A 24,379-nucleotide genomic window follows, 5' to 3' on the forward strand; every position below is an offset into this window, starting at 1 on the left:
CGGATGACACAATGACGGGATGCACCTGCACTCGACGACCACAGGCACGGGCGAGACGCACATCGGGCTGATCCACGGCCTGGGAGCCGACGGCACGACGTGGCAGCCGCTGATCGATCTGATGCTCCCCACGGGCCGGTACACCGTGACGACGATCGACCTGCGGGGGCACGGGCGCAGCGACCGGGCGTCGTCGTACACCCTGGGCGAACTCGCCGACGACGTCGTGGAGTCGCTGCCGCAGGGGCTGCACAGCGTCGTCGGGCACTCGCTGGGTGGTGCCGTGCTCGTCCGCGCGGTCGCACGGCTTCGCCCCACGCGCGCGATCTACCTCGACCCCGGCTTCGGTCTCGCGCTTCCCACCACCGGTCTCGCCGGCCGTGCCTTCTGGGCGGTTCCGGCGCTCACCCTGGGCGTCGTCGGTGCGCGGCAGGCACGCCGCAGCGCGTCGCAGCGAGCCGTCTATCCCGAGAGCATCCGGGAGTCGATGAAGGAGAGTCAGCGGCGGTTCGACTCGAAGATGGCGATCGGAGTGTTCCGCGAGACCGCGTTCCACCCGGTCGCGATCGCGGCTCCCGCTGTGCCATCGTCGATCGTGCTCTCCGACGAGTCGCCCGCCGTGCTTCCCGATGCGATGGCGGCCGGTCTCGAGCGCGAAGGGTGGGACATCCGCCGCCTCTCCGGCATCCACCACGACATGCACCTGGAAAACCCCGAGCGGGTCTTCGGCGTCCTCGCTGACGTGCTCTGACACGCGGACTCGAGCACCGTTCAGCGCTCACGGCCGGCCGGGTAGGCTGGCCGCGCTCCCACCGACCTTTGAAGGAGATCCGTGCTGCTCTACGAATCCGCCATGCAGGTGGTCCCGTTGATGCTCATCGCGCTGTTCCTGGATCGTCGAGGATCGGCCGACGGCGACCTCACTCCGCGCATGCGGCGCTGGTACCGACTTCAGGACAAGCTCATCGCCGTTCTGTGCGCGTCGGCCTTCGTCATCTCTCTGCTCGTGGTGGCCGGGTCCTTCGAGCCGAACCAGGTCTTCAGTGCCGTCGTCATCGCCGCGCTCGCCGGCTCCATCGGCATCCTGTTCGCGCAGATCTGGCGCCGATTCGACGAACCTCGGCGCCGGAACGACTGATCGAGATCACTCGCTCGCGGCGGGGTCCACGTCGCGGAACACCGCGTCGACGGCCATCGTGAGCGTGTTCGTCTCGGATGCCAGGATCGACTCGTCCGACGGCAGCGCTCGCTCGAGCGCGAGGCCGGCCAGGACGGAGTTGAGGAAGCGCGCGCGCCTGGCGTTGTCGCCGACTGGCAACGCCCCTTCCCGCTCGAGCACGGAGAGCCAGTGCTCGACGCGGCGCTGGCCCTCGCGCTCGAGCGCGAGATAGGAATCACGGAGCTCGTCCGTCTGCTCCGGTTCGATGAAGGTCTGATGCAGCAGCGTCGCCGCCTGCCGCGCCTGCGCCCCGACACCCGAGGGGGCCAGGACCTGTCGCAGACAGGCAACGAGGCGCTCCCGGGCGGTCAGTGACTCGTCGTGGATCGGATCCTCCGGCGCGATGACCTCGTAGACGACGCGGAGCACCTCGTCGAGCAGCGCTCGCTGAGTCGGGAAGTGGAAGCGCAGGGAGCCCGTGCTCACGCCCGCTCGCGCCGCCACTGCCCGCACGCTGAGCTTCGCTCCGCGGCTCTCTCCGAACATCGTGAGAGCCGCATGCAGGATGCGTTCCCTGGTGGAGAGCGTGCTCGGGTCGATCGTCATCGTCCCATTCTCCACGACCAGGACTAACACGCTGTGCTACCGTGGTGACGCTCATCGACTAACACACTGTATTAGTCACCCGAAAGGACCTGAAGATGTCGATCATCCGCAAGCCGCTCGAGATCATCCGCGCGAACCTGCGCGTCTACCTCCTCCTCAACGCCCTCGCCTACGGCACCTTCGTGATCGGGTTCGTCATCGGCCTGCTGTTCCCCGACCTCGTCGCCGGAAGGGCGCAGGCGCTGGAAGACGACGGGACGGCGGGGCTCGTGACCTCCCTGCTCAGCAGTCCCTGGCTCTTCGCGCTGACGATCCTCGCGGTCAACACGCTCCGGCTCGGAGCCCTGACCATCGTGCTGCCCTCGCTCGCCGTGCCTTTCCTCGGGCTCGCGACCTTCGCGGTGTGGTCGGTGACGACCGGCGTGACCCTCGTCCCCTCGACCCCTGAGGGGTGGGTGGCGCTGATCCCGCACTCGCTCACCCTGGTGATCGAGCTGCAGGCGTACATCCTGCTGCTGCTCGGAGCCTTCCTGCTCGGAAAGTACTGGCTGCGGCCTCAGGCGATCGACGCGAGGAACCGTCGCCAGGGCTACGTGTGGGGTCTTCAGCACCTCGGCTGGCTCAGCATCCCGTCTCTGATCCTGCTCGTCATCGGCGCGATCTACGAGGCGTTCTCGCTGCTGTACTTCGTCTACCCGCTGCAGCAGTGGCTGCTGGGGTAGGGCGTCGTCAGTCCTCGCCGTAGAGGCCGCCGTCGAGCAGCCAGTTGTATCGGAGTCGCAGAGCGCGTTCCGTGCTGGCGACGAGCGCCGCGACGATCAGCGAGATGTTCGCCCACGGCGGCAGGTGGAACGGGCTCTCGAACGTCCCGACGGCGTCGGCGATCGGCGGGATGCTCGTGATCTGCTCGGCCAGCTGGGGGACGCCCAGCACCAGGGAGATCGCGAGCACGACGATGGATGCTCCGCCGATCGCGCGACTGAGGCCAGGGGCCTTCCGGTGCAGTCGCGCCCGCCGACCCTCTGCGGAGGCGGCATCGGGGGAGAGCTGTCGCTCGATGCCGTCGTCGCCGATGTAGTGGGCGCGCTTAAGGCCGTAGCCGCTGGTCGCGACCTCGATCACGCCGCCCGGCACGGGAAAAGCCGCTGGGAGCTTCGATGTCGCCTGATTCACGCCGTCGCGATAGAGCCGCGCACGCACGACCCCGTTCTCGTCGCCGCCGTGGCGCACGTCCACCGACCAGGTCTCGACTCGCCCGTCCGGGCCGACCAGTCGCGCGTGCATGAGCGACCGTGAGAACGGCTGCCACCACCGGTAGCGTTGCAGCTCATGACCGTCGCCGGGCTTCGCGCGTCTCGCCGCGCGCCGTCGTCTGCTTTCTGAAGGCATCGGTTCGACCCTAGCAAGGGAGCGTGCGGGGATGCAGGCCTGCTGGGCCCGGGACCCGAGGAGCCCCCTCATCTAGGGTGAGGGGGTGCAGCCCTTGACCGACCGCGACGCGACAGTGCGCACGCGTCGCCGAAGCCTTCTTATCGCGGCTGCCCTGGTGATCGTGGTCGGCCTCGCCCTGCACCTGATCGGCAGCGGCTCGGTGGCGGACTTCGCGGGCGACGCGCTCTACGCCGTGATGATGTACCTCGTCATCGCCGCCGTGTTCGCGCGCGCCGCCCCCTGGGTGGTCGGCGCGGCCGCAGCCGTCGTCTGCACCCTGATCGAGCTGTTCCAGCTCACCGGTCTCCCCGGCGTGTGGGCAGAGGCGTTCTGGCCCGTGCGACTGGTGCTGGGCGCCGGCTTCGACGCGCGCGACCTCATCGCCTATGCGGTGGGCGCGGCCGCAGCGACAACCTGCGATCTGATTCTCAGGCGGCGCTCTCCCGCACGGCGGGCCGGGTGAGCCGCGGGATCAGCGACGGCGTGTTCTCCCGGTACTCGATGTAGTCGGCGCGGTCGCCCCACTTCTTCTCGGCACGTGCCTCGAGCAGCGGGATGCCGCTGACTCGCGTGAGCAGCAGGATCACGAAGAGGGGCGACAGGATCGCGACCCACTGCCATCCGGCGAGCACGGGCGCTGCGGTGAGGAAGACACCCACCCAGAGCACGATCTCACCGAAGTAGTTGGGGTGGCGCGAGCGCGACCACAGGCCGGTGCGGATGAACTCGTCCTTGTTGGCGGGGTCTGCGCGGAACGCCGACTTCTGCGCGTCGGCGACGATCTCGATCACCAGGCCCAGTGCCCACACGATGATGCCCACGACGGTCAGCCATCCGATGGGCGCCCGCGCGCCGGCATCCGTGCTGATCGCGATCCACGCCGCGGCTGCCGTGATCGACACCCACGCGCCCTGGATCACCCATACCTGCAGGAAGCGCACGGGCGAGCCCTTGATCTCGTCGAAGCGTCCGTCGGACCCGGCCTTGTGCACGCGCATGGCGAGGAACGATCCGAGGCGCGCGGCCCACAGGATCACCATCGCCGCGAGGATCCAGCTGCGGGCGTCCGGCATGGGAGTCAGCAGCACGAGGGCCACGGAGATCGCCAGGAACGTGAGGCTGCCGGTGAGGTCGAAGAACCGCTCGGTGCGCAGGATCATCGCCGGGATGAAGGCGATGATCTGGATCGCGTACGCCGCGGCGACGGCGAGCGCGAACAGCGGGATGCCGCCGAGCGTCGCACCGCCCTGACTGCCGGCGAGCGCGACGAGCGCCCCGATGACGAGCGCGACGATGATCGCGATGAGCGAGGCGCGTGAAGACTTGGGCTTCGTGGGGGTGGGGGAGGACATCGTGTTCTTTCCGGTTCTCAGAGGTACAGGTCTTCGACGGTGGCGCCGGCGCGATCGAGCACCACGCTCCGCTTGAGCTTCATGGTGGGTGTGACGAGCGCCCGGTCTTCGAGGTCGGCGAAGACGACGCTGAAGCGACGCACCTGTTCGCTGCGTGCTCCCAGCGCGTTCGCGGCGTCGACGGCACGCTGCAGGTGGGCGCGGAGCGCCGGGTCGGTGACCTCGCGGATGTCGGGCTGGGTGACGGCGGGGATGCTGGTGCCCTGGGCGTCCGCCCAGGCGAGCGTCTGCTCAGGGTCGAGCACGAGCAGCGCCGAGAGGTAGGGCTTGCCCTCGCCCACCATCACCGCGTGCGAGACGAGCGGATCCGCTTCGACGGCGCTCTCCCAGCGCGTCGGGACGATCGTCTTGCCGTTGGAGGTCACGATCACGTCTTTGAGGCGGCCGTCGAGGATCAGCCTGCCCTGGTCGTCGAGACGCCCGAGGTCGCCGGTACGGAAGAAGCCGTCGATGAAGGCACCCTCGTCGTGGGCCGGATTGCGGTAACCGGCGAAGACGCCGACGCCGCGGGCGAGCACTTCGCCCTCGGCGCTGATGCGCACCGTGAGCCCAGGCAGCGGAGAGCCGACGCTGCCGGAGGCGATGCGACCGGGCAGGTTGCCGGTGAGGGGTGCGGTCGTCTCGGTGAGCCCGTAGCCCTCGATCACGGGAACTCCGATCCCGCGGAAGAAGAGCGAGAGCTCGGTGTCGAGCGCGGCCCCACCCGACAGGATGTAGCCGACGCGTCCGCCCATCACGGTGCGAAGGCGCCGGTAGAAGAGCGCGTCGAAGAAGCGGTGACGCAGGCGGAGCCCGCGGTCCCTCGGCACACGGCGGCCGGCGTCGACGCGTTCGGCACGGCGGCCCCAGGCGATGGCCGTCGAGCGCGCCTTCGTCCACACCGCCGAGAGCTTCTTCTCAGCGGCCTTGTCGCCTGCGGCCGCCTGGATCTTCTGCAGCACACGAGGCACGACGACCAGGAAGGTCGGGCGCAGCGTGTCGAAGGTTGCGACGACCGTAGACGGGTCGGACAGGTGCGCGATGCGCATGCCGCTGGCCAGGCAGATCAGCTGCAGCCCGCGTGCCAGCACGTGCGCGAGAGGCAGGAAGATGACGGTGTTCCCGCTCTCGTTCACGATCTCGTGGTACGCGGCGGCGATGTTGAGCACCTGCCCGAGGAAGTTGCGGTGCGTGAGCACGACGCCCTTGGGTTCGCCGGTGGTGCCCGACGTGTAGACGATCGTCGCAGGGTCGTCTTGCGAGGCGGCCGTTCTGCGCGCCTCGAGCTCCTCGTCGGTGACACCGGCTCCGCGCGCGACCAGGTCGACGAGAGCGCTGGGCGACGCGACGTCCATCGTCCACGCTCCGAGCGTGACCGCATCCGTCTGCGCGAGTGCCGCCTGCAGCAGCGCCGCGTGCTCGGTGGTGCCGCCGATCGCGAGACGTACCCCGGCATCCGCGACGATCGCATCGACCTGAGACGCAGAGGAGGTCTCGTAGATCGGCACGACCACGGCGCCGGCGAACCAGGACGCGAGGTCGGCGACGGCCCATTCGTAGCGCGTCGGCGCCATGATCGCGATGGGGTCGCCAGCCTGCACGCCGGAGGCGATGAAGCCCTTCGCCAGTGCGCGCACCTCGTCGGAGAAGACCTGCGTCGTGATCGGTCGCCAGGGTGCTGCTGCATCCGCTCCTGCGACCTCGAAGGCGACGTGATCAGGAGCAGCGGCGACGCGTGCGACGAGCAGGTCGGTGACGTTGCGATACCCGTCGAGGTCTGCGATCGGCGGGGTCGATGACTCGATCATCGGGGCTCCTCTCGGTCGTACGGGTGGTCTCGCGGGCCCGCGGCGCGCGCGCGAATAGAACCCATATTCTGCTGTTCGGAGCCGGTGGCGATTCGGATGGGACGATTTCGCGTGCGTGGCGCGAGGCTTTCCGACCGACGAGAAAACCCCCGGGGGTCCGGGGGTTTCGTGGAGGGGCTGACGGGAATCGAACCCGCGCTATCTGCTTGGGAAGCAGAAGTTCTGCCATTGAACTACAGCCCCGTACCCGCATCCGAGGAGCGGGTGAACGCAAGCCTACCTGCCCGGTCCGTCATGGCCAAAGTGTCGGCGCCGTACGGCAACTAGGCTGGGGCCGTGCTTCTCAGCGACCGCGACATCAGAGCAGAACTCGCATCCGGCCACATCGGGCTGGATCCGCACGAGCCGGAGATGATCCAGCCGTCGAGCATCGACGTGCGCCTGGACCGTTACTTCCGCCTCTTCGACAACCACAAGTATCCGTTCATCGACCCGTCGGTCGATCAGCCCGAGCTCACGCGCCTCATCGAGGTCGACCCCGATGAGCCGTTCATCCTGCACCCCGGCGAGTTCGCGCTCGGCGCGACCTTCGAGCAGGTCTCGCTGGCGGATGACATCGCGGCGCGCCTCGAGGGCAAGTCGTCGCTCGGTCGCCTCGGCCTCATCACGCACTCGACCGCCGGATTCATCGACCCCGGCTTCACGGGGCATGTCACGCTCGAGCTCGCCAACGTCGCGACCCTGCCGATCAAGCTGTGGCCGGGAATGAAGATCGGGCAGCTGTGCTTCTTCCGCCTGACGTCGCCTGCCGAGAACCCGTACGGCTCCGGCCCTTACGGCAACCGTTACCAGGGGCAGCGGGGACCGACGGCATCGCGGTCGTTCCAGAACTTCCACAAGACGGACGTCGGCACGACCGACGTCGGAGCCGTAGGAGGCTGACATGAGCGGTGACAGCAGAGATCCGTACGACCCCTCGGAGGATGCTGTCGTCCCGCCGCCTCCGCCGGAGTCGTCTGTTCCGGATGCGGTGATTCCGCCGCCTCCATTCGAGAGCGCGGTTCCGGATGCGGTGATCCCGCCGCCTCCGCCGGAGTCGTCTGTTCCGGATGTCGTGATCCCACCGCCTCCGCCCGAGGCGATGCTTCCGGCCACCCGCCGGACTCGGCCGAAGCCGGCGATCCTCACGGGCGACCAGCCCGCCCCTGTCGCAGACGACTGGGCTCAGCCGTCAGTCGCCCCTGAGGTTCCGACGTCCGGCGGATACCGCGCGCTGACCTTCGTGATCTTCGCGTTCCTGCTGCTGCTCCTCGCCGCGGCGATCATCGGCGCGATCTATCTCGGGGTCACGACCTTCGGGCTGTCGGCTGTCGATTCCTCCTCTGTCGCAGCCGCTGCGGCATCCTGGACCGGTTGACGTGGGCGACCTCACCTACGACCCCGAGGTCGACGCGGCCTACGCCACGATCGGGCGGCCGATCCGGCCCGGCGAGGCGGCGCGGCAGGTGCCTGTGGCGTTGCCCGACGGAATGTCCGGCGAACTCATCCTCGACTTCGATCGCGACGGTCATCTGCTCGGGGTCGAGATCCTCGGCGCATCAGGGCTGCTCCGGCCGGAGGATGTCCGCGGTCAGTGAGGCGACGGCGTCGCGGCCAGGTCTCTTCTGAAACCGCGCGGTTCACCCGCGCGCACGCAGAAACGCCCCGCCTGGCCGAAGCCAGACGGGGCTTTCCGTGATCGGATGCGGTCAGGCGTCGCGACCGCGGGAGAACCCGGCGTCGAAGCCGCGCTCGTAGGCGTGCTGCGCCGCGCGGGCGGTGCGGTGGTCGCCGCGGCTGTGGCCGTGGCCGGGACCGAAGCCGTGGCCGGGACCGAAGCCATGGTGGTCGCCGTGCTCGTGGCCGCCGCGCTCGTGGCCGCCGCGCTCGTCGGCGACACGGTCGTGGCCGCGGTGTCCGCGGTGCGCGCAGGCGCGGTCGGCGAAAGCGCGGTCGGCGCCGAATTCGGCATCCGCACCGTGCTCATGCCCGTGCTCATGCCCGTGCTCGCGACCCGGCCCGAAGTCCGAGCCGAAGTCGCGACCGCGTCCGAACGGGCGGCCGTGGCGACGGCCGAACCCGGGGCCGAAGCCGTATCCGAACCCGCGCGGCCCGAATCCGTGGCGACGACCGCGTCCGCGGGGCAGAGGGGTCTCCTCGTCCCAGCCGAATGCGCGGGCGATCTGCTCGAGCGAGGCGAGGGTGGTGGCGAGGTCGTCGGGTGAGACGGCATCGGTGACCTTGGCGCGGATGCCGTCGACGATGCCGCCGAGGCGTTCCTTTGCGGCGCGACCGTCGTCGGTGAGCGTCCAGCCGTCGCCATCGGCGACGACCCATCCGCGCTCGACGAGGTCGTGCAGCTTGTGGGCGTTCAGCGGGCGGCGCGCGGGCACAGTGCCGTCGATCATGTTGAGGACCCGCCAGTCGCGGCGGCTCGCCTGCTCGCCCTCGAAGGCCGAGGCGAATTCGGCGGCCATCAGGCGGTCGACCGCCTTGATCCAGAAGCCGAACGGGCGGGGGGTGGTGTCTGTGTTCTGAGTGTCAGAGGTGTTCATGAGGTGATTCCTTAGATGTCATGGAGCATGTGCTTGTCACAATGCATGTATATGTAGTGTGACATGCAGTATAGATACATGTCAAGTCGCATGTAAAATCGAGATGTGAGCTCCGAAGAGAACGACCCCGCCGAGGCCATTGCCCGCGCCCTGTCCCGTCTGCGCGGACGCCGTCCGGGTGAACGCGGTCGAGGCCCCCGCGGAATGGGTGGTCCCCACGGCTGGCACGGGGACCCTCACCCCGATCACTTCGAGCAGGGCACTCACGGGCGGGGGCATCCGGTTCATCCCGGCATGCCGCCGTGGATGAACGACCCGTCCGGGCGCTTCGGGGGGCCTGCCCGGATGCGGATGCTCGAAGCGCTCGCCGCGGCAGCCACGCCCTTGAGCGTGAGTGACCTCGGTGCGGCGATCGGCGTCGATCAGCCGCGCGCCTCGCGCCTCGTGCAGCAGGGAGTCGCGCACGGCTTCGTGCGGCGTGAAGCGGATCCTGATGACGCGCGACGCACGCGCATCGCGCTGACAGATGAAGGGCGCAAGGTCGCTCGAGGTATGCGAGGCGAGCGGCGTGAAGCACTCGGCAAGGCGCTCGCGGCGTTCACCGAAGACGAGCGCGAGCAGCTCGCGAACCTGCTGAACAAGCTCGCCGACAACTGGGAGAGCTGAGCGCTCGATCGGCGTATTACTGGCGACCGTGGCATGCGCGATCGACATTCCGAATCGCTGCTCCGGTGTTCCGGAATATGCTTCTGATCTGGTCGAAAAGCGGCTGATTCTGCCCTTCGAATGTCGGTGGCCGCGACTTGGATGGAGGCATGTCATCCCGCACTCGCGCCCTTGTCGATCAGGTCATCGCCGACCTCGATCAGGTGCTGTCCGACGATGCGCTCGCGGGGTTGTCCGACGCCGAGCGGGTAGAGGTGCTGCAGGCGGCCGGCGCGGCGTTCCGGAGGGTCGAGGCCGTCGTGGTCGAGACGATCGCCTCGACGGATGCGGTGGACTTCCCGCATTCCACGGGCTGCCGCACACCGAACGAACTGCTGCAGCGCACCCTGCTGACAGACGTGCGCGGGGCTGAGCGTCGCCTCGCACGTCGGATGCTCGGGAACGATCCAACGGGTGCTCATGGATGAGGGGCGGATCATCGGGATCACGACCACCGACCGGGTGTTCACCGTGCATCAACGCCGGGCGATCGTCGCCCGCGACAGGGAATGTCTGATCCCCGGGTGTCATGTTCCGGCGTCGTGGTGCGAGATCCATCACGTCGTCGAGCATTCCAGGGGTGGGCCGACGCATACGGATAACGGTGTGCCGTTGTGCTGGTGGCATCACCGAAGTCTGGGGACCTCGGGGTGGGAGATCCGGATGGAGGAAGGCCTTCCGCAGGTGCGGGGGCCGAGATGGTGGGATCCCGAACAGCGATGGCGCACCTCGCGACTCAGCGTTCCAGCGTGGGCGCAAGCGCAAGCGCAAGCGAACGCGCAAGCACCGCCTGTCTTCGCGCAGGCAGGGTGATGCGGCTACTGCTGTGCGCTTGCGTCTTCGGCCGCACCGAAGACGAGCGGTGCCTCATCGTCGACGGAGAGGGACAGCACCACGGTCTCGACGACCTCGTGCGCCTCGATCTGCTGCTCGATCTCGCGCAGGCGTCGGGCGACATCGTGTTCCCGGGCGTCGCCGGCCAGGTCGATCTCGGCGACGATGAACAGCCGGTTCGGTCCGACGTACTCGATGTGCAGATAGGTGAGGCGCTGGATCTGCGGCGAACCGAGCAGCGCGCGCCCCACGCGGTCACGCAGCGCCGGCGACGCATTCGAGCCGACGAGGAACGCGATGTTGCGCCCGATCAGAATGATGGCCACGACACCGAGCAGGATTCCCACGAGGATCGATCCCACCGCATCCCAGGCGGCGACCCCGGTGAGCTGATGCATCGCGATCGCCCCGGCGGCGAGGACGAGACCGATCAGGGCGGCCAGGTCCTCGAAGAACACCGCACGCAACGTCGTGTCGCTGGTGTCGAGCACATAGTCCCAGGTCGACGATCCGCGCTCACGCGCGAGCCGTCGCGACTTCACCATCGCCTGTGTGAACGACGCGCCCTCGAGCACGAACGCGATGCCGAGCACCGTGTATGCGACGGCGGGGCTCTCGACAGGTCCGGTCGCGGACAGCTCCTGCACGCCATGCATGATCGACACGATCGACCCTGCGGTGAAGATCCCGAAGGCGGCGATCAGCGACCAGACGAACGCCGCGCGACCGTAGCCGAGCGGGTGCCGCTCATCCTTCGCGCGGGCGCCACGACGATCGGCTATGAGGAGGAAGATCTCGTTGCCGGCATCCGCCCACGAGTGCGCAGCCTCCGCCACCATCGACGCCGACGATGTGAGCACCGCCGCGACGGTCTTCGCGATAGCGACGAGGATGTTGGCGAGAAAAGCGATGATGACCGTCACGCGGTCAGGCTACTCCTGCGGTCACGACGTGCGGGGGAGCGGCGTCTTCTCACCCGCCTCGACCGCGAACGGCAGCCAGTTCTCGACCGGCGCCAACGGGCACGGAGAGTAGTCGGTGTATGCGCACTGCAGATTCCTCGCCCGATTGAAGTCCAGGATCACGCGACGGTCGCCCCCGCTCGGCAGCGTCACCGCGAGAGTCCGGCTCGCGCCGTACGTGGTCACGCCGCTCGTCGAATCGCGGAACAGCAGCACCGCGGCATCCGGCCCCTGCCCGATCAGCGTGACGGAGGACTCGATGCCGTCCACGGTGAATCGCACCCTGCCCGGCGTCGCATGCACGTGCTCGATCGACGGGATCGCCGCCGCGATGTCGATGTCGCGCACCGGCTCCGGCTCGAACACGCCCTCGACCACCCAGCGTTCGTCGGGCGCGAAGGTGGGCGTGCCGGCGTACTCGGTGCGCAGCGCATGCTCCGGATGCAGCGGCCGCACGATGTCCCGGCCGCCGCGCTTCGATACTTCGACCACGGCGTCCTCGAAACGAGCCCGATGGAAGGTGCGCTCGTCGATCACGCCCCACTGGTGCACCCCGCGCACCGCGACGCCGTCGACATCGAGCACCTGTCCGGCGTCAAGCTGCACGATCACGCCCTCAGGGCCCGTCGTCCAGGTGCCCGGCACGTCGTCGAAACGCTGCGGTTCCTCGCTCAACAGGTTGAAGCTCGTGTACGCGAGAAAACTGTGCGGGGTCCGCCGCTGCGCCTCGATCCCGTCGTGCCAGTGCTGCCACTCCTGCACGAAGTCCAGGGCGGGTGCAGGGGTCGTCGTGTTGTCGGTGATCGTCATCTCTGTCCTCCGGTCCGATGCGATGTGCGGCTCACAGTAGCCAGCGGTGCTCCGGTGCCGGCGCCCGCTGTCGGCCCGTGTCGTCCGGTGACGCCGCATGACGCTCGCAGAAGTTCTGTGACACCGCCGACGCGCGTGCCGTGGGCGAGGCGAATGATGATCTGCATTCCCGACCCCAGCCTGGAGGTTCCCATGGTCGCCCAGAACGAGATCAGCCGCGGAGAGCGGCATGTCGACACGGTGCTGCTCGCACACGGCACCCCGCCGCAGGAGGTCGAGGTCCTCGTCGTCGGGGCAGGGCCATCGGGTCTCGCGACCGCTCTCGAGCTCAACCGGCAGAAGGTCGACGTCGCCGTGGTGGATGCCGCTACCTCGTTCCGCCTGATCCGCGCCGGGGCGATGGGGCACAGCGCCCGCACGGTGGAGTTCTTCCAGCAGTGGCGCGTCGAGGACCGCATCCGTCGCGGCTGGACGTTCCCGCCCGAGTGGAACCTCGGCACCACCTTCCGGACCTCCCTGATCGGCCACGACCTCACACGCCCAGGCACTCCGACCGGCCGCCCAGGCTTCACCGGCCGCGCAGAGAACCCGTATTCGCTGGCCGAGTCGCTGCGCCGCCCGCAGACCGCCCTGCAGCAGGCGTTCCTCGACCAGCTCGCCGAGCTCGACGTACCGGTGGCCGGCGGATGGCGCCTGCTCTCGCTGCTCGAGAGCGCATCGGGCGCATCGGGTGCTTCGAGTGCATCGGCTGACCAGCAGGATGCCGGAGCAAGCGACGGCATCATCGCAACCGTCGAGCATGTCGAGACCGGAGCCGTGCGTCGCATCCGAGCGAAGTACGTGGTCGGTGCCGACGGCGCCCGCAGCACCGTGCGCACCCTCGCGGGAATCGAACGGGACGGCGCCTATGCGACGGATCGGCACTTCCGCTTCGTGGTGCGCACCGAGGGCGACTACGCCGGCCGCGACCCGTTCCCGAGCGCTGTCAACGTGATCGTGAACGGCATCCACTCCGGCTTCCTCGCAGCTCTCAACGAGACCGACTGGCGTGTCTACGCGGGGCCGTATCCGATGGAGCACACCCCCACCGAAGAGGAGCTGCTGGCGCTCGCCCGCGCGGCCTTCGGATCGGATCTCGCGCTGCAGGTCGTCGACGTGACCCCGTACTTCAAGAGCACTCGGCTCGCGAAGACCTTCCGGCAGGGTCGAGTGCTGCTCGTCGGCGATGCCGCTCACGTCCGCACGCCCGGCGGCAACCTCGGCGAAGGCTTCGGCGACGTGTTCAACCTCGGGTGGAAGCTCGCGGCAGTCCTGCGCGGCACCGGCGGTGACGCTCTGCTCGACTCCTACGACCGTGAACGCCGCCCGCACAACGCCCGCGTCGGCGCCTCGGCCAAGGCGCGTGCCGACCGCACCGAGAGCAACGTCGACGAGGCCCGCAGACTCGGATTCCCCGCAGACGGCGACACGAGTCCCGGGGCCGAGGAGCGACGCGACCGCATCCGCGAGATCCTCGCTCAGGGCCAGCGTCGCGACGTCGGCGTCTACTTCGACGAGCGCTACGACGACTCCCCGGTCATCGCCTACGAGCCCGACCAGGCCGCGACCGAGACACCCTGGGATGCCGGCGTCTATGTGCCCGGCGGTCGTCCGGGGCATCGCGCACCCAACGGAATCATCGACCCGTACGGCGTCACCCTCTACGACCGCATCGGCGGCGACGCGGCCCTCCTCGTGCTCTCCGACGACGTCTCCGCGGTCGCCGGGTTCACCGAGGCGGCGCGGGAGCGGGCCATCGATCTCGAGGTGATCCACCTCCCCGATGCCGGCGCACGTGAGCTCTACGGGGCTCCCTTCGCATTGGTCCGACCCGACCACCACGTCGCGTGGCGAGGCGTGGACGCATCGACTGCCGCAGCAGTCCTCGACCGCGTCTACGGGCGCACTCCCGCTCGCGACACCCTCCTGACAGCACGCACGGATGGGGCCGCAGAGACCTCCGCGACCCTCTGATCGCCCGTCGTCGGAGTCCTCCGACGACGACATGTGACGTCAGGTTTCGTCGCCGGAACCTTTGTGACACCGCCCTATCATCGGCCGCCTGACCCGCGTCAGGATGGCCACCACCCGCACCGAGACAAGCCAGACACCGCAGAACGGAACAGCTCATGACCCGCAGATTCACTCGACTTCGAACCGCAGCCGCAGCGCTGCTCGTGGGAGCCTTGGCGCTCACCGCGTGCGCCGCGACTCCGGCGTCGAGCAGCTCGGAAGACGAGGGCGGCGAGTCCGTGCTCCGCTGGGCCGCGACCCTGCCCGCCCACTGGGACCCGATCGTGCAGGGCTCCGGGTTCGGCTTCAACCTGACCGCGCTCGCCTACGCCTCGCTCACCGAGATCGATGAGAAGGGCGAGGCGGCCCCCGGGCTCGCCGAGAGCTGGGACTACAACGCCGAGGGCACCGCGGTCACGTTCCACCTGCGTGAGGGACTGGTCTTCCAGGACGGCGAGCCCCTGAACGCAGAGGCCGTCAAGCTCTACATCGAGCGGGCCAAGACGCAGGAGAACTCTGCGCTGTTCGGCGACCTGACGTCGATCGAGTCGGTCACGGCCGACAGCGAGACCGATGTCACGGTGCACCTCAACCAGGTCGACCACCAGATCCCGCTGCTGCTGGGCAAGCGCACCGCGCAGATCACGAGCCCGCTCGCGGCCGAGGACCCGGCGAAGCTCGACCAGTGGCCCGTCGGCGCCGGCCCCTTCACGGTCACCGAGTACGTGCCAGAGTCGCACATCTACTTCGAGAAGAACCCCGACTACTGGGATGCCGACAACATCCACATCGACCGGGTCGAGCTCTCGACCGCTCCCGACCCGTCGACGCTCGTCGCCTCGATCAAGACCGGTGTCTACGACTTCGCCTACGGCCTCGCCCCGGCGCAGTACGACGCCGCGATCGACGCGGGTCTCGACGTCGCGACGCACCCCGTGTACTCGGCGTCGAACCTCAGCCTCAACATCAACCAGGCGCCGTTCGACGACCCCGCCGTGGTCGACGCGGTCCGTCACGCGATCGACCGCGACGAGCTCGTCGAGAAGGTCACGTTCGGTCTCGGCTACGCGACCACGCAGCCGTTCCCCGAGGGGTACATCGCCTATGACGACGAGTCCGAGGACCTGTGGCCGTACGACCCCGAGGAGTCCAAGAAGATCCTCGCGGATGCCGGCTACGAGCCGGGTGAGATCGTCGTCGACTTCGTGGTCAGCGCGGATGCCGTCATCAACGAGGTCATCCAGGCGCAGCTCGCGGCCGTCGGCATCACCGCCAACATCACGGTGGCTCCCGACTGGGCGACGCCCTTCTTCGCGAAGGACCTCGTGCTCTCGACCTACGGCACCACGGGACGTGAGTCTCCGGTGCAGACGCTGACGGCGCACTTCGGCAAGGACGGCCCGCTCAACCTCTCGAGCCCGTACGTTCCCGAGGGGTTCGACGAGGCGATCAAGGTCGCCCGTGAGACGCCGCTCGATTCGCCGGACTACGCCGAGAACCTGCAGGACGCCACGCGCGCAGGCCTGCAGAGCGGCGCCCTCGTCTTCACAGTGGGCACACCCACGCTCATCGTGAAGTCGCCGAAGGTCTCGGACCTGCCTCAGATCCCGGGGCAGATCAGCCTGACCGGCGTCACCATCAGCGACTAGCGGATGCCGCGGGCCCCCTGCCGCACTGCAGGGGGCCCGCACTCGACCTGCCGACAGGCAGAACAGACAAGACAGGAAAGGAGCACGTCATGACCGCCCTCGCCTCGGCACCCGCGCAGAAGCCCGGTGCTGTGACCGCGAACGCCGCCGGCACACCGCTCCGCGCCGGCGCGCACCTCGCGACAGCAGGTCGCCTGATCGGCCATACCGTGATCGTGTTCGCGACGGTCTTCCTGTTCGCGACCTTCATCACCTTCGCGCTGCAGGGCCTCAGCGGCCTCAGCCCTGCGCACCTGCAGCTCTCGGAGTCGGCGACCCCCGAGCAGATCGCCGCCCTCGAGCACCAATGGGGCCTCGACCGGCCGTTCATCGTGCAGTACCTCGACTGGTTCGGCGGCATCCTGCAGGGCGACCTCGGCAACAGCTGGTACAACGGCGCCCCGGTCGCCGATCTCCTCGTCTCGCGTGCCGCGATCAGCCTGTCGGTCGCCGGCCTGGCACTGGTCATCGGCATCGTGTTCGGATTCGGACTCGGAGTGCTCGCCGCGGCCTACCCGACCAGCATCCTCGACCGCTCGATCACCGGCTTCACGACCGTCATCTCGGTGATGCCCTCGTTCGTCGTCGGCATCGCGCTCGTCGCGGTCTTCGCCGTGACCCTCGGCTGGTTCCCCTCGGCGGGGTACATCCCGCTCGAACAGGGGGGCATCGGACTCTGGCTCTGGCACCTGTGGCTGCCTGCCATCGCCCTCAGCTTCGACACCGTCGCCGACCTCGCCAGGCAGATGCGCGTCGGCCTCATCCAGGCGTACCGCGAGAACTTCGTCACCGGCGCGCAGATGCGCGGCCTCAGCTCTCGCCGCATCTTCTTCGTGCACGCGCTGCGCAACGGCGCAGGTCCCGCCCTGACGGTTCTCGGCATGAAGTTCCCGGCACTCCTCGGCGGCGCCGTGGTCACCGAGGCGATCTTCGGCCTCGCGGGCTTCGGCAAATTCGCCGCCGACTCCGCCAACCGCGGTGACGTCCCGGCGGTGCAGGGAGTGCTCGTGATCGCGATCGTCCTGGTCGTGGTCTTCAACCTCATCGTCAACCTGCTGCTGGTGCGCCTCAACCCCGCATCGGCGAGAGGAGTCTGAGATGATCCGTCGCATCCTCGCGCTGCCGGCCGGCCGGTTCGCCACGGCCTTCCTGGTGTTCATCGCGATCCTCGCGTTCGCAGGTCCCGCGCTGGCACCGTACGACCCGCTGCTCGGAACGCCCGAGGTGCTCGCGCACCCGTCGGCGGCGCACTGGCTGGGCACCGACTACCTCGGTCGCGACGTGCTCAGCCGCATCCTCGCGGGTGCCCCCATCAGCGTGTTCGGGGCCGTGCAGGTCGCGGTCATCGCGCTGTTCGCCGGGGCGATCCCCGGCATCCTGTCGGTGTATCTCGGCCGCGTGTTCGAGTGGCTCACACTGCGATTCGTCGACACCCTCATCGCGCTCCCATTCCTCGTGTTCGCGGTCGCGGCGACCGCGCTGCTCGGCAACGGCATCCCGCAGGCGATGCTCACGGTCGGCATCCTCGTCTCCCCGCTCTTCTACCGGGTCTCCCGGGCGGCGACTCTGAGCGTGGCGAAGTCGCAATACGTCGAGGCGGCGATCCTCTCGGGCGCACGCACCGGGTGGATCGTGCGCACCCACGTGTGGTCGAAGGTCCTGCCGCCGATCGCGATCGCCACCGCCAACACGCTCGGAGTCGGCTTCGTGATCGTCTCGAGCCTGACGTTCCTCGGCATCGGCATCCAGCCGCCGGCGCCGTCGTGGGGCGGGGTGCTCGCCAGCGACCTCGGCTACCTCACCCAGCGCCCGTACGCGCCGATCTTCACGACCGTGCTGATCATGCTCTCGGTCTGGGCGTTCAACCTGCTCGCCGACGTGATCCGCGACGTCGCGGGGGAGTCCGGCCGCACGCTCCTCACCGAGAGGGATGCCGCGCGCAGCCGCCGCGTCCGCCGTGCCCACGACCGCAAGAACCCGCCGGCATCCGCATCCGCGGACGCCCTCGTCGGAAGGAGTTCGTCATGACCATCACCGCGGCCGAGGCCACAGCAGCGGCGAGCGTGGAGGGCGAGAGCGTCCTGCGCCTGCACGACGTGCACATCGCCCATCGCCACACCGGAGAAGAGCTCGTCCGAGGGGTGAGCTTCGATCTGCGCCCCGGACGAGTGGTCGGCATCGTCGGCGAGTCCGGCAGTGGCAAGACGCTGACGTGCCGGGCGATCCTCGGCATCCTGCCCCGACTGTTCGAGATCTCGCACGGACGCGTCGAACTGTTCGATCGCGACATCGCCGGCTTCACGGCGCGCGACTGGGAGAAGCTCCGCGGCGTCAGCATCACCGCCGTGTTCCAGGACCCTGGTTCATACCTCAACCCCTCGCTGCGGGTCGGCCCGCAGATCGCCGAGGCCCTGCGCGTGCGCGAGGGTCTGAATCGCCGCGAGGCGAAGCGCCGCGCGATCGCCCTGCTCGACGACGTGCGTCTGCGCGACCCCGAGCTGATCTACCGCAGCTACCCGCACGAGCTCTCCGGCGGCATGCTGCAGCGTGTGCTGATCGCCTCAGCCATCTCGCTCGAGCCGCGGATCCTGATCGCCGACGAGGTCACCACCGCGCTCGATGTCACGGTGCAGGCAGAGATCCTCGATCTCCTCACCGACCTCACCGAGCAGCACGGACTCGCGCTCATCGTCGTCTCGCACGACCTCGCGGTCATCGCGCAGACCTGCGACGACGTGCTGGTGCTCCGTCGGGGAGAGGTCGTCGAGCAGGGCCCCGCGAAACGGATCCTGTTCGACCCCGAGCACGAGTACACCCGCCTCCTGATCGACGAGCACAACACCTACGGACTCGACCGCTTCCGACGCGTGCAGGCGACCCATGCCTGAGCAGAGCATCGCGGGGAAAGAGCAGATCCCCGCGATCCGGATCGACGGTCTCCAGGTGTCGTACGGCAGCGGTCGGCATCGGACGCAGATCATCCACGACGCCTCGTTCGAGGTGGGTGTCGGCGAGTCGGTGGGCATCATCGGCGAGACCGGCTCCGGCAAGTCGACGATCGCCAGGGCCGTGGTCGGTCTGGTTCCGGCTCGGGCCGGCAGCGTTCACGTCGGCGGCGAGGAGGTCACCGCCTTCGGTGCGCGGCAGTGGCGCGAGTTCCGTCGTCGAGGTGCGATCCAGTACGTGTTCCAGGATCCGCTGCGCGCGCTCGACCCCGACCTCACGATCGGCGAGTCGCTGACCGAGCCGCTGCGACTGCAGCGGCGGCTGTCGAAGGAGCAGATCCGCGACCGCATCGACTTCCGTCTCGAGCAGGTGCGACTGGACCGCGACCTGCTCGTGCGCTTCCCCGGCGAGCTCTCGGGAGGGCAGCGTCAGCGCGTGCTGCTGGCCAGGGCGCTCGCGACCGAACCGCGAGTGCTGATCCTCGACGAGCCGGTCAGCGCGCTGGATGCTGCCAACCGTGTGTCGATCCTCGAGATCCTCAATGACCTGCGCGCGGCGGGCACCTCGCTCGTGTTCATCTCCCACGACCTCGGATCCGTCGCCGGCGTGACCGACCGCGTCGTGGTGCTCTACCGCGGCCAGGTCGTCGAGGTCGGGCGCACCGAGGACATCGTGAACGACCCGCAGCATCCCTACACCCGACTGCTCGTCGGCTCCGCGCCGAGCCTGCACTCCGGAGCCATCGACCGCGAAGAGCGGGCGCGCCTGCGCCGGGCGCTCGACGCGAGCTGACGGCGAACGCCCATTCGACCACTGACCTGAAGAGAGAAGAACATGGCAGACAGGAAGCTCAAGCTCGGACTCGTGCTCACGGGATCCGGGGGCCCCGGCAACCACAATCTGTGGCTGGACCCCGAGATCCCCGCGAACGCGAGCGTCGACATCGACTGGTACATCGAGCACGCGAAGAAGGCCGAGGAGTCGAAGTTCGACCTGGTCTTCATCGTCGACAGCCAGTACATCACCCCGGACTCGCCGCCCCACTACCTGAGCAGGCTCGAGCCGCTCACGCTGCTGTCGGCCCTCGCCACGCACACGAAGCGGGTGGGCCTGGTCGGCACGCTGACGACGTCGTACAACGCGCCCTTCAACGTGGCGAGGCGCTTCGCGTCGCTCGACCACATCAGCCACGGCCGCGCCGGGTGGAATGTGGTCACCAGCGGCGATGCAGGAACAGCGGGCAACTACGGACTCGACGAGCACTACGACTACGACACCCGCTATGGGCGGGCGAGCGAGCACGTCAAGCTCGTACAGGCGCTGTGGGACTCGTACGAGCCCGACGCGCTGCCGCGGGATCGCGCGACCGCGCAGTTCCTCGACCCTTCGAAGCTGCACGCGCTCAACCATCGGGGTGAGCACTTCTCTGTCACGGGACCGCTGAACATCGAGCGGCTGCCGCAGGGGGCGCCGGTGATCTTCCAGGCCGGCGACTCCGAGCAGGGTCGCGATCTCGGTGCCGAGGTCGGGGAGGGCATCTTCACGCACGCGGCCACGCTCGCCGGGGCCCAGGCGTTCTACGACGACATCAAGGGTCGGGCGGTATCGAAGTACGGCCGTCGGCCGGAGGACCTGGTGATCCTGCCGGGCGTCGGGGTCGTGATCGGCGACACCGACGACGAGGCCGCCGAACTCGAGCAGTACTACCGATCGAGCGACCACTCGTTCGCACAGGCGCTGGGGGAGTTCGGCCGCTCGTTCGGATGGCATGACTTCCGTCAGTACGACCTCGACTCCGCCTTCCCGCAGGACGTGCTGCGATACGCGCAGAACAGCTTCCGCACGCAGGCCGAGCGGATCGTCGCCCACGCCGCCGAGGCGAAGCTGACGCTGCGCGAGACGGTGCAGCTGAGCCTGCGTCGCGACCGCGGTCCGTTCGTCGGCACGGCCGAGACCGTGGCCGACCGCCTGCAGGAATGGTTCGAGGCGTACGGGCTCGACGGCTACAACATCCACGCCGGCCACCCGGCTCAGCTGACGCGATTCCTCGACGAGGTGGTGCCGATCCTGCAGCACCGCGGAGTCTTCCGCACCGAGTACGAGAGCGACACGCTGCGCGGAAACCTCGGCCTGAAGACGCCCGAGAACCGGTACGCCGCAGAGCGCGCGACGGAGAAGTCTGCCGCGACCGTCTGATCGTCCGGCGCGTCCGGCGCGTCCGGTCGTCTGATCGTCCGGCGCGTCCGGCGCGTCGTGCCGCCACGGCATCCACCATCGTGGTTCCGGTCGCAGTTCGTGCCGCTTGAGCGCCGAGCCGACGGCACGAACTGCGACGGGAATGCCGGGCTCAGGCGCTCTGCGTGGCCTTCACCGGGAGCAGCAGCAGGAAGCCCGCGATCAACACGATCACGATGCCCAGGATGCCGTAGGACGTCGACCCCGAGAGCACGATCAGCAGGGTCCACGCGCCGGACGCCATCCAGCTCGCCGCCCGCCCGGTCGTGGCGTAGAGGCCGAAGATCTCGCCCTCGCGCCCGGCCGGGGTGATGCGGGCGAGGAACGACCGCGACGCCGCCTGGGCGGGGCCGACGAACGCGCAGAGCAGCAGTCCGCCGATCCAGAACACGATCGTTCCCGCATCCACCAGGAAGAACACGGCGAGGCCTGCGATCACCATGGACGCGAGGGAGATGAGGATGATCCGCTTCGGGCCGAAGCGGTCGTCGTAGCGTCCGGCGATGATCGTGGAGACCCCCGCGATGAGGTTCGCCGCGATGCCGAAGATCACCAGGTCGAGGAAGGCGAAATCGAACACCTGGCTGGCGATGACCGCGCCGAACGCGAAGACGCCGCCGAGTCCGTCGCGGAACACCGCGCTGGACAGCAGGAACCAGAAGGTCTGACGGGTCTCGGGGTTGCGGTAGAGGCCCGTGACGTCCTTCACGAGAAGCCCGTACGACGCGAAGAAGCCCACCTTGCGCTCGGGGCGGCCGAGCGAGGGCTCCGGCACGTTGAGGAAGATCGGGATGGAGAAGACGATCGCCCAGATCGCGCAGCCGACGGCGATGATGCGGAACGGCAGGCCGCCGTCCTCGGGCAGACCGAACCAGTCGAGCATGTAGAAGACGACGACGAGGACGAGCGCGATGATGCCGCCGATGTAGCCGAAGCCCCAACCGAGACCCGAGATGCGTCCGACGGTCTTCGGGTTCGCGATGCCGATGAGCATGGCGTTGGAGTTCACGGCGGCGATCTCACCGAACACGGAACCGGCCGAGATCAGCGCGACGCCGAGCCAGAACAGCGCCGGCGTCGGCTCGACGAACCACAGGCCGAACATGCAGGCGATGAGTGCCCCGGTGCCGATCCCGAGCCAGAGCTTCTGGCGGCCCGCGGCATCCGCTCGCTGGCCGAGCACCGGTGCGATCAGGAGGATCGCGATTCCGGCGATCGTCGACCCGAGGCCGAGCCCCGAGGCGAGGTCGGCTTCGGCGGCTTCGCGGATCGGGTCCTTCGCGTCGAGACCCGCGATCGACGCCGGCAGGAACGCCTCGGTCGTGAGGTACAGCGCGGTGAAGATGAAGGTGAGGATGACGGTGTTGAAGGGCTGCGTCGCCCAGTCCCACAGCGCCCACGAGTAGACCTGCTTCTTCGGGGCCGGTGTCTCGCCGCGCAGGTCGAGGCCGATGACTCCGACCGCGCCGCTGTTGGCCGTCGCAGCGGGTTCGGGCACCGCGCCGCTCTGCGGGGATTCGCTCATGCTCGAAGTCTGGCGGCGTGGGGTGAACGGACGGTGACGGCGCGCCGCGCGCCAGTCTCGGCTCCTCGGGTACGCCTCACCCCTTCGGGTACCGTCGAGGCATGTCGACGACGCCGGAGGTGCTTCGCGCCGTCCGTCGCGCCGTGCCTCGCACCGTCGTCCTGTTCGAGGGCCGCAGCGACAGCCTCGCGTTCATCGCGCTGGCGCGACGTCGGAGCCTCATGATCGACGCTCTCAACCTGATCGACCTCGACGGCATCACCAACCTCCGCAAGACTCTGGCCGCGCTGCGGGCAGAGTCGGATGCGTCGCGCGTCCTCGGCCTGTACGACGCGGCCGAGGGGGACTACGTCGCGAAGATCCTCGTGGATGTCGGCGTCATCGCCGACGGCGCGGCTCCGAGCGATGCCGGCTTCTACGGCTGTGAACGGGACCTCGAGGATGAGGTGATCGCGGCGGCCGGTCCTGAACTCGTGCTGGACACGCTGGCTGCTCGGGGCGAGCTCGCCCGATTCCAGGTGTTCCAGGGGCAGCCGGCGCAGCGCGAGCGCACCATCGACGAGCAGCTGCATCGCTTCGCCGGCACCGCCGCCGGCAGGAAGGCCCGCTTCTCGGCCGACGTGATCGATGCCCTGCCGCTCGAGCGGATGCCGCGGCCCCTCAGCGACCTTCTCGACGCGGCCCTGCGCCGGGCCTGAGCGTCACGTGTACGACGCGGCGAGCATCTCGGCGAAGAGCTCTTCGGCGTCGCGTTCGACCCGGCGTCGGGTGAACCAGTCGCAGATGTTGACGCAGTCGCGGTGCAGCAGGTCGAGGCCCTGCGGATTCGCGATGATGTCGACGATCTGAGGCAGGTCGATGACCCGCACCCGACCGTCGTGCACGAGCAGGTTGTATGCCGAGAGGTCGCCGTGGGCGAAGCCGGCCGCGGCGAAGGTGCGCATCAGATCGACGATCTGGTCGTACAGCTCCGCCATCTCGACGCGGTCGCTGCGCACCGCCGCGAGCCGGGGAGCGGCGACGCCGTTCGCATCGCCGACGAACTCCATGAGCAGCTCGGTGCCGTTGACCTGCACGGGGTAGGGCACGGGCGCGCCGAGCTCCCACATGCGGCACAGCGCATCGAACTCGGCGAACGACCACTGCAGGGCGGCGACCGCCCGGCCGTGCTCGGACTTCTTGGCGAGCGCCCTGGTGTCGCGGGTGTTCCTGGTGCTGCGACCCTCGGTGTAGACGCCCGAGCGGTGGAAGCTGCTGTGGTCGGTGTCGCGATAGCGCTTGGCGGCGAGCAGCGTGCGCTGCGCGGGGTCGTCGGGAACCGCCCGTTCGAGCAGGAACACGTCGGCCTCCTTGCCGGTCTTGAGGATGCCGAGCTCGGTGTCGAGCGCGCCGGCGCTCGTCACGACCCAGTCGGGCCAGGGGAGCGGGCCGCGTTCTGACGGGGTGATCGCGGGCCAGGTGGTCCAGCGCTGGTTGTCGCCGGGTTCGACATCGGCGAACGTGGGGACGGATTCGAAGGGAGAGGCGTCGAACGTCGACGCGGCCGACGAACGGGTGAAGAGACGGGAAGAGGATGCTTCGGAAGAAGCGAAGAGATCAGACACGGTATGTGGCTCCGAGAGAGGGAGGCCAC

27 protein-coding genes and 1 tRNA gene are annotated in these 24,379 nt (G+C 68.8%); 18 read left to right on the forward strand and 10 right to left on the reverse strand.

What is annotated here, in order from left to right:
• The first annotated feature begins 19 nt into the window (after nt 1-19).
• Both ACQ4LY_RS06535 and ACQ4LY_RS06540 read left to right on the forward strand, forming a co-directional pair.
• Complete coding sequence (locus ACQ4LY_RS06535) at nt 20-751, forward strand: alpha/beta fold hydrolase (RefSeq protein WP_431075211.1); 732 nt, start codon at nt 20-22, stop codon at nt 749-751.
• 81 nt (nt 752-832) lie between these two features.
• Nucleotides 833-1,138: a hypothetical protein gene (locus tag ACQ4LY_RS06540; protein WP_431075212.1), complete on the forward strand. Its 306-nt coding sequence runs from the start codon at nt 833-835 to the stop codon at nt 1,136-1,138.
• Nucleotides 1,139-1,144: 6 nt separating this feature from the next.
• Here the strand turns inward: ACQ4LY_RS06540 and ACQ4LY_RS06545 are convergent, their stop codons facing one another.
• Nucleotides 1,145-1,765, reverse strand: coding sequence for a TetR/AcrR family transcriptional regulator (locus ACQ4LY_RS06545; protein WP_431075214.1), 621 nt, complete (start codon nt 1,763-1,765; stop codon nt 1,145-1,147).
• A gap of 95 nt (nt 1,766-1,860) precedes the next feature.
• On the opposite strand from ACQ4LY_RS06545, the gene ACQ4LY_RS06550 reads away from it, so the two are divergent.
• A complete protein-coding gene (locus ACQ4LY_RS06550) occupies nt 1,861-2,487 on the forward strand; it encodes a hypothetical protein (RefSeq protein ID WP_431075215.1) in 627 nt (208 codons plus the stop codon).
• Between the two features lie 7 nt (nt 2,488-2,494).
• Here the strand turns inward: ACQ4LY_RS06550 and ACQ4LY_RS06555 are convergent, their stop codons facing one another.
• Nucleotides 2,495-3,154, reverse strand: a complete 660-nt coding sequence (locus ACQ4LY_RS06555; protein ID WP_431075216.1) for a hypothetical protein — start codon at nt 3,152-3,154, stop codon at nt 2,495-2,497.
• A gap of 85 nt (nt 3,155-3,239) precedes the next feature.
• Here ACQ4LY_RS06555 and ACQ4LY_RS06560 point away from each other — a divergent pair, with 85 nt between their 5' ends.
• The gene (locus tag ACQ4LY_RS06560) at nt 3,240-3,659 is read left to right on the forward strand and encodes a DUF2809 domain-containing protein (protein WP_431075217.1); all 420 of its coding nucleotides are present in this window, start codon (nt 3,240-3,242) and stop codon (nt 3,657-3,659) included.
• Here ACQ4LY_RS06560 and ACQ4LY_RS06565 read toward each other — a convergent pair.
• From ACQ4LY_RS06565 to ACQ4LY_RS06575, 3 genes are all read right to left on the reverse strand, one after another.
• Nucleotides 3,625-4,548 carry a DUF1295 domain-containing protein gene (locus ACQ4LY_RS06565; RefSeq protein WP_431075218.1) on the reverse strand — a complete coding sequence of 308 codons (924 nt, stop codon included), beginning with the start codon at nt 4,546-4,548 and terminating at the stop codon, nt 3,625-3,627. The genes ACQ4LY_RS06560 and ACQ4LY_RS06565 overlap by 35 nt on opposite strands.
• A gap of 17 nt (nt 4,549-4,565) precedes the next feature.
• Nucleotides 4,566-6,395, reverse strand: a complete 1,830-nt coding sequence (locus ACQ4LY_RS06570; protein WP_431075219.1) for an AMP-dependent synthetase/ligase — start codon at nt 6,393-6,395, stop codon at nt 4,566-4,568.
• 169 nt (nt 6,396-6,564) lie between these two features.
• A tRNA-Gly gene (locus tag ACQ4LY_RS06575) sits at nt 6,565-6,638 on the reverse strand.
• Nucleotides 6,639-6,731: 93 nt separating this feature from the next.
• Between ACQ4LY_RS06575 and dcd the strand changes: the two genes are divergently transcribed.
• The 3 genes from dcd to ACQ4LY_RS06590 are packed head-to-tail and all read left to right on the forward strand — an operon-like array spanning nt 6,732 to nt 8,032.
• Nucleotides 6,732-7,337: a dCTP deaminase gene (gene dcd / locus ACQ4LY_RS06580; RefSeq protein WP_042536862.1), complete on the forward strand. Its 606-nt coding sequence runs from the start codon at nt 6,732-6,734 to the stop codon at nt 7,335-7,337.
• Nucleotide 7,338: 1 nt separating this feature from the next.
• Nucleotides 7,339-7,812 carry a hypothetical protein gene (locus ACQ4LY_RS06585; protein WP_431075220.1) on the forward strand — a complete coding sequence of 158 codons (474 nt, stop codon included), beginning with the start codon at nt 7,339-7,341 and terminating at the stop codon, nt 7,810-7,812.
• 1 nt (nt 7,813) lies between these two features.
• Nucleotides 7,814-8,032 (forward strand): DUF2283 domain-containing protein, encoded by a 219-nt coding sequence (locus ACQ4LY_RS06590; protein ID WP_056311352.1) that lies wholly within the window; start codon nt 7,814-7,816, stop codon nt 8,030-8,032.
• Between the two features lie 111 nt (nt 8,033-8,143).
• On the opposite strand, the gene ACQ4LY_RS06595 is transcribed toward ACQ4LY_RS06590, so the two are convergent.
• On the reverse strand, nt 8,144-8,989 hold the full coding sequence (locus tag ACQ4LY_RS06595; RefSeq protein ID WP_431075221.1) for a hypothetical protein: 846 nt from the start codon (nt 8,987-8,989) through the stop codon (nt 8,144-8,146).
• A gap of 105 nt (nt 8,990-9,094) precedes the next feature.
• Between ACQ4LY_RS06595 and ACQ4LY_RS06600 the strand changes: the two genes are divergently transcribed.
• From ACQ4LY_RS06600 to ACQ4LY_RS06610, 3 genes are all read left to right on the forward strand, one after another.
• A complete protein-coding gene (locus ACQ4LY_RS06600) occupies nt 9,095-9,655 on the forward strand; it encodes a MarR family winged helix-turn-helix transcriptional regulator (RefSeq protein WP_431075222.1) in 561 nt (186 codons plus the stop codon).
• A gap of 149 nt (nt 9,656-9,804) precedes the next feature.
• Nucleotides 9,805-10,122 (forward strand): hypothetical protein, encoded by a 318-nt coding sequence (locus tag ACQ4LY_RS06605; RefSeq protein ID WP_431075223.1) that lies wholly within the window; start codon nt 9,805-9,807, stop codon nt 10,120-10,122.
• Complete coding sequence (locus tag ACQ4LY_RS06610) at nt 10,115-10,507, forward strand: HNH endonuclease signature motif containing protein (protein WP_431075761.1); 393 nt, start codon at nt 10,115-10,117, stop codon at nt 10,505-10,507. The genes ACQ4LY_RS06605 and ACQ4LY_RS06610 overlap by 8 nt, the downstream gene beginning before the upstream one ends.
• A 5-nt stretch (nt 10,508-10,512) precedes the next feature.
• Here ACQ4LY_RS06610 and ACQ4LY_RS06615 read toward each other — a convergent pair whose 3' ends face one another.
• Together ACQ4LY_RS06615 and ACQ4LY_RS06620 are read right to left on the reverse strand one after the other, a co-directional pair.
• The gene (locus ACQ4LY_RS06615) at nt 10,513-11,451 is read right to left on the reverse strand and encodes a cation diffusion facilitator family transporter (RefSeq protein WP_431075224.1); all 939 of its coding nucleotides are present in this window, start codon (nt 11,449-11,451) and stop codon (nt 10,513-10,515) included.
• A gap of 21 nt (nt 11,452-11,472) precedes the next feature.
• A complete protein-coding gene (locus tag ACQ4LY_RS06620) occupies nt 11,473-12,300 on the reverse strand; it encodes a DUF1684 domain-containing protein (RefSeq protein ID WP_431075225.1) in 828 nt (275 codons plus the stop codon).
• Nucleotides 12,301-12,492: 192 nt separating this feature from the next.
• On the opposite strand from ACQ4LY_RS06620, the gene ACQ4LY_RS06625 reads away from it, so the two are divergent.
• The 7 genes from ACQ4LY_RS06625 to ACQ4LY_RS06655 all read left to right on the forward strand — a co-directional run bounded on the left by ACQ4LY_RS06625 (nt 12,493) and on the right by ACQ4LY_RS06655 (nt 21,182).
• Complete coding sequence (locus tag ACQ4LY_RS06625; protein ID WP_431075226.1) at nt 12,493-14,313, forward strand: FAD-dependent monooxygenase; 1,821 nt, start codon at nt 12,493-12,495, stop codon at nt 14,311-14,313.
• A gap of 155 nt (nt 14,314-14,468) precedes the next feature.
• Nucleotides 14,469-16,001: an ABC transporter substrate-binding protein gene (locus ACQ4LY_RS06630; protein ID WP_431075227.1), complete on the forward strand. Its 1,533-nt coding sequence runs from the start codon at nt 14,469-14,471 to the stop codon at nt 15,999-16,001.
• A gap of 89 nt (nt 16,002-16,090) precedes the next feature.
• Nucleotides 16,091-17,137 carry an ABC transporter permease gene (locus tag ACQ4LY_RS06635; RefSeq protein ID WP_431075228.1) on the forward strand — a complete coding sequence of 349 codons (1,047 nt, stop codon included), beginning with the start codon at nt 16,091-16,093 and terminating at the stop codon, nt 17,135-17,137.
• Nucleotide 17,138: 1 nt separating this feature from the next.
• Nucleotides 17,139-18,068 (forward strand): ABC transporter permease, encoded by a 930-nt coding sequence (locus ACQ4LY_RS06640; RefSeq protein WP_431075230.1) that lies wholly within the window; start codon nt 17,139-17,141, stop codon nt 18,066-18,068.
• Entirely contained in the window at nt 18,065-18,928 is an 864-nt protein-coding gene (locus tag ACQ4LY_RS06645) for an ABC transporter ATP-binding protein (RefSeq protein ID WP_431075231.1), read from the forward strand. The genes ACQ4LY_RS06640 and ACQ4LY_RS06645 overlap by 4 nt, the downstream gene beginning before the upstream one ends.
• Nucleotides 18,921-19,778, forward strand: coding sequence for an ABC transporter ATP-binding protein (locus ACQ4LY_RS06650; protein ID WP_431075232.1), 858 nt, complete (start codon nt 18,921-18,923; stop codon nt 19,776-19,778). The genes ACQ4LY_RS06645 and ACQ4LY_RS06650 overlap by 8 nt, the downstream gene beginning before the upstream one ends.
• 42 nt (nt 19,779-19,820) lie before the next feature.
• Complete coding sequence (locus ACQ4LY_RS06655) at nt 19,821-21,182, forward strand: LLM class flavin-dependent oxidoreductase (RefSeq protein WP_431075233.1); 1,362 nt, start codon at nt 19,821-19,823, stop codon at nt 21,180-21,182.
• A 151-nt stretch (nt 21,183-21,333) separates the two neighbouring features.
• On the opposite strand, the gene ACQ4LY_RS06660 is transcribed toward ACQ4LY_RS06655, so the two are convergent.
• A complete protein-coding gene (locus ACQ4LY_RS06660; protein ID WP_431075234.1) occupies nt 21,334-22,746 on the reverse strand; it encodes an MFS transporter in 1,413 nt (470 codons plus the stop codon).
• A gap of 101 nt (nt 22,747-22,847) precedes the next feature.
• Here ACQ4LY_RS06660 and ACQ4LY_RS06665 point away from each other — a divergent pair, with 101 nt between their 5' ends.
• Nucleotides 22,848-23,444 carry an ATP-dependent endonuclease gene (locus tag ACQ4LY_RS06665; RefSeq protein WP_431075235.1) on the forward strand — a complete coding sequence of 199 codons (597 nt, stop codon included), beginning with the start codon at nt 22,848-22,850 and terminating at the stop codon, nt 23,442-23,444.
• A gap of 3 nt (nt 23,445-23,447) precedes the next feature.
• Here ACQ4LY_RS06665 and ACQ4LY_RS06670 read toward each other — a convergent pair whose 3' ends face one another.
• The gene (locus ACQ4LY_RS06670) at nt 23,448-24,350 is read right to left on the reverse strand and encodes a serine protein kinase RIO (RefSeq protein WP_431075236.1); all 903 of its coding nucleotides are present in this window, start codon (nt 24,348-24,350) and stop codon (nt 23,448-23,450) included.
• Nucleotides 24,351-24,379: the final 29 nt, after the last annotated feature.

It is taken from the genome of Microbacterium phyllosphaerae, assembly GCF_050628115.1.
In the GTDB taxonomy this organism is placed as follows: domain Bacteria; phylum Actinomycetota; class Actinomycetes; order Actinomycetales; family Microbacteriaceae; genus Microbacterium; species Microbacterium phyllosphaerae_A.

Excerpts from the sequence above, each read along its gene's own strand:
- ACQ4LY_RS06535 (WP_431075211.1), top strand. The coding sequence starts at position 20 with ATGCACCTGCACTCGACGACCACAGGCACGGGCGAGACGCACATCGGG.
- ACQ4LY_RS06545 (WP_431075214.1), bottom strand. The coding sequence starts at position 1,765 with ATGACGATCGACCCGAGCACGCTCTCCACCAGGGAACGCATCCTGCAT.
- ACQ4LY_RS06550 (WP_431075215.1), top strand. The coding sequence starts at position 1,861 with ATGTCGATCATCCGCAAGCCGCTCGAGATCATCCGCGCGAACCTGCGC.
- ACQ4LY_RS06555 (WP_431075216.1), bottom strand. The coding sequence starts at position 3,154 with ATGCCTTCAGAAAGCAGACGACGGCGCGCGGCGAGACGCGCGAAGCCC.
- ACQ4LY_RS06565 (WP_431075218.1), bottom strand. The coding sequence starts at position 4,548 with ATGTCCTCCCCCACCCCCACGAAGCCCAAGTCTTCACGCGCCTCGCTC.
- ACQ4LY_RS06570 (WP_431075219.1), bottom strand. The coding sequence starts at position 6,395 with ATGATCGAGTCATCGACCCCGCCGATCGCAGACCTCGACGGGTATCGC.
- ACQ4LY_RS06585 (WP_431075220.1), top strand. The coding sequence starts at position 7,339 with ATGAGCGGTGACAGCAGAGATCCGTACGACCCCTCGGAGGATGCTGTC.
- ACQ4LY_RS06595 (WP_431075221.1), bottom strand. The coding sequence starts at position 8,989 with ATGAACACCTCTGACACTCAGAACACAGACACCACCCCCCGCCCGTTC.
- ACQ4LY_RS06605 (WP_431075223.1), top strand. The coding sequence starts at position 9,805 with ATGTCATCCCGCACTCGCGCCCTTGTCGATCAGGTCATCGCCGACCTC.
- ACQ4LY_RS06610 (WP_431075761.1), top strand. The coding sequence starts at position 10,115 with ATGGATGAGGGGCGGATCATCGGGATCACGACCACCGACCGGGTGTTC.
- ACQ4LY_RS06620 (WP_431075225.1), bottom strand. The coding sequence starts at position 12,300 with ATGACGATCACCGACAACACGACGACCCCTGCACCCGCCCTGGACTTC.
- ACQ4LY_RS06625 (WP_431075226.1), top strand. The coding sequence starts at position 12,493 with ATGGTCGCCCAGAACGAGATCAGCCGCGGAGAGCGGCATGTCGACACG.
- ACQ4LY_RS06630 (WP_431075227.1), top strand. The coding sequence starts at position 14,469 with ATGACCCGCAGATTCACTCGACTTCGAACCGCAGCCGCAGCGCTGCTC.
- ACQ4LY_RS06635 (WP_431075228.1), top strand. The coding sequence starts at position 16,091 with ATGACCGCCCTCGCCTCGGCACCCGCGCAGAAGCCCGGTGCTGTGACC.
- ACQ4LY_RS06640 (WP_431075230.1), top strand. The coding sequence starts at position 17,139 with ATGATCCGTCGCATCCTCGCGCTGCCGGCCGGCCGGTTCGCCACGGCC.
- ACQ4LY_RS06645 (WP_431075231.1), top strand. The coding sequence starts at position 18,065 with ATGACCATCACCGCGGCCGAGGCCACAGCAGCGGCGAGCGTGGAGGGC.
- ACQ4LY_RS06650 (WP_431075232.1), top strand. The coding sequence starts at position 18,921 with ATGCCTGAGCAGAGCATCGCGGGGAAAGAGCAGATCCCCGCGATCCGG.
- ACQ4LY_RS06655 (WP_431075233.1), top strand. The coding sequence starts at position 19,821 with ATGGCAGACAGGAAGCTCAAGCTCGGACTCGTGCTCACGGGATCCGGG.
- ACQ4LY_RS06660 (WP_431075234.1), bottom strand. The coding sequence starts at position 22,746 with ATGAGCGAATCCCCGCAGAGCGGCGCGGTGCCCGAACCCGCTGCGACG.
- ACQ4LY_RS06665 (WP_431075235.1), top strand. The coding sequence starts at position 22,848 with ATGTCGACGACGCCGGAGGTGCTTCGCGCCGTCCGTCGCGCCGTGCCT.